Genomic DNA, 2,718 nt, shown 5'->3' on the forward strand with positions numbered 1-2,718 from the left:
TTTACCTTATGGATGGTCATATAAAATAAACAAACAGTTTAATTTTAGGGGTTTGTGTGAACTTGTGGATGCTCGTGCATATAATGATTTTAGTTTTATGAGCGATTATTCTCATGGCACTGCGTTTCATCAAAAGCTTGTTGGGAGTATTTTTCATGAAAATATGATGACCTTGTTTTCTTGTATATACGCAGGCATATACAAACTTGTTACATTATACTGTAATGATTGTGTAGATGATAGTTTTTATGCTATTGCAGAAGAACTCAAGCATGATATTTTACAAAAAATAGAATAGTGGATTCTGGGGTGGAATCCGTACACAATAAGTTACAATAAATTATAGTTGTGAATTTCTTCGTTTGAAAATCCAATCCATTTTAAACTCATATATTTAATTAAATCATCAAGCAGATGAATTAAATATTTTTTTCTATGGTCATTTTTAAAGTCATAGTAATATGAATACCCATGAACAATAGTACGTCTCAGTTCTTTGATTTCTTCACTAACCAAATCTGAAGATGATCGAGTAGATGCTAATAGTTGTGGAAATTTATTGAACATATACATCAATTCTTTTTTCAGAGAAAATTTTGAACTCTGAGCTTTTTCATGATCCAACTTATCAAATAAGTACTCAAATGCCGTGATTTGTTCTATAAAGCGTTGCGGCGAATACATAGATTCAAGTGTTCCTAAATGTCCTAAAGGAATACTTTGCGTTATTTTGTTCCCTGAATCCAAGGCTATATTATTTAAAATTTTAGGAACATATTTTAAGACATTGAGTTCCCGGAAAAAAATATCATATGCGGATGTAGGATTTTTCGATAAAAATGGACAATAAAGCCAACCCATTTTGCGCCCTTTATTGTATAAGGTGATTTGTTTAAATGGAACTTCTGCGTGCGAGGTCATGAACATTGCAAAACGGTACAATACTACAGAAATATTGTAACATTCTTGAATTGTATGATTATGAAGAGGCAGAATACACTCTCCTTTTCGATCAAAATCTTCTAAAAGACCAAGCTTGCTATTTTGACCAATGCGGAATGACAACGTGTATTGATGGGTGTTCATAGAAAACGGAACTGTGTATATATCTTGAGTCGTTACTCCTAAATTAATTCCAGCACGTACCTTTTCTAAGTATTCGTATTTATATTTAAAAATATCATCTAAAAAGGGTGATTGTATACCAAGAGTATCGTAGTTAATATCTCTTACAAGCGCATGAACGATATAACATTGCAAATAACAAATATTCCCTATCGAGTGATTTACTAAAAAAGTTGCATTTTGACTTTCTGCATTAAATTCAAAACATTGACCGTGGAGAATATAATTACTTTTGGGATTATGTTCTTTGCAGAAATTCTTTAGGATAGAATCATCTGTAAATAATTCCATTTGATACTGTTCAATTACAAATGGGATTTTATCATCATTGAAAAAAATAAATCCTTTAACCATTAAATCCTCCATTTTGTTGCTCCAGTGCTAATCTAATCAGTTGAGCTGTATGTATTATATCCATATTTGAGGGGAAACACAATAAAATCACATAATTAAATATGGGAAAAAGGTGAGAGCTAAAAAAGATGGAGTGTATATAGCATATGTAGATAAAAATATGTTTTCTGATTTATAGAAATCTTTTATAATAGAAAAAAAGATATTTCGTGTTAGAAAACAGTGATTTAGTGTGGTAATAATTTAAATGAAATAGGGGATTATTGTAAAGAGTTGAATCTAGTGCAATAGATGTATGTGTTAAAATTTATTACATTCTTATTGAACAGTGACAGGTTTCGAAGAAGTATGAATAAAAAAATATATTGGAAATTAAGAAAAATAATATTGACAATTGTGTTTAGAGTGAAGGCTTTTTTTTATAGAATAATTGATTTTTTTGATGGAAATAAAGCATATGGATTCTTTAGAAGAATAGTAATTAGGAGCTCATTATTAGGAGTTTTGAAAGCGGCTATATTTATTGTAATTGTATTATGTTCTGATGAGTTGATTTTTAAAATAAAAGATATCCCAGATATCGATAAAAATATTTTTGTACCTGCTGTAATTGGAGGAATAAGTGTTGCAGGCGTTATTCTTGGATTATATTGTGCAAATATTGCATCTATTTATTCTTTGAGATATTTTAATGCACCAAGAAATATTGCTAATGCATTTCAATCTGATAAGTTGATCAGTAGATGTATTTCTGGAATAGTAGATTATATTATTTTAGGCTTGTTCATTATTGTAGTTGCAATAACGAGAATTTCAATTAGCTGGATATTAGTAATAGTTTTTATTCTATGGACTATTAATGTTGTTGTCTCATATAGTATTGCAGGTAATAGATCCTATCAATTATCTGACATATATGAGGTGTCGGCAGATTCATATAGGGTTTTATATCGAATTATTTCAAAGCAATTAAGTTGTAAATTTTTTGTTTCGGATGTTAATTTTCAAAATCATTTTTTAAAAGTTGCAGAAAAACAAATTGATCTGTTGAAGTCATTGCAGCGATATGGGGTGAGAATAAATAGGAATGATAACGCAGATAATTCAACAATGGTTGAATTTATGGGGAAAAATCTTCAATTACTTGAGTTGTATTGGCCAATTGTACCGACCCCCAAAAGTTAGACCAAAACTCTAACGATTGGAGGTCGGTATTTTTATGGCTAAATATACTTATGA

At 29.7% G+C, this 2,718-nt stretch carries 3 protein-coding genes; 2 read left to right on the top strand and 1 reads right to left on the bottom strand.

The genetic code is table 11. From position 1 onward, the window contains the following. On the top strand, positions 1-298 hold a 298-nt coding region (locus Q0F58_RS18640; protein ID WP_294379436.1), incomplete at its 5' end, for a hypothetical protein. 32 nt (positions 299-330) lie between these two features. Here the strand turns inward: Q0F58_RS18640 and Q0F58_RS18645 are convergent. After that, a complete protein-coding gene (locus Q0F58_RS18645) occupies positions 331-1,479 on the bottom strand; it encodes a hypothetical protein (protein WP_294379437.1) in 1,149 nt (382 codons plus the stop codon). A gap of 348 nt (positions 1,480-1,827) precedes the next feature. Between Q0F58_RS18645 and Q0F58_RS18650 the strand changes: the two genes are divergently transcribed. Beyond that, positions 1,828-2,664 (top strand): hypothetical protein, encoded by an 837-nt coding sequence (locus tag Q0F58_RS18650; protein WP_294379439.1) that lies wholly within the window; start codon positions 1,828-1,830, stop codon positions 2,662-2,664. The last annotated feature ends 54 nt before the right edge of the window (positions 2,665-2,718 follow it).

This window comes from uncultured Clostridium sp., from assembly GCF_934754915.1.
In the GTDB taxonomy this organism is placed as follows: domain Bacteria; phylum Bacillota; class Clostridia; order Clostridiales; family Clostridiaceae; genus Clostridium.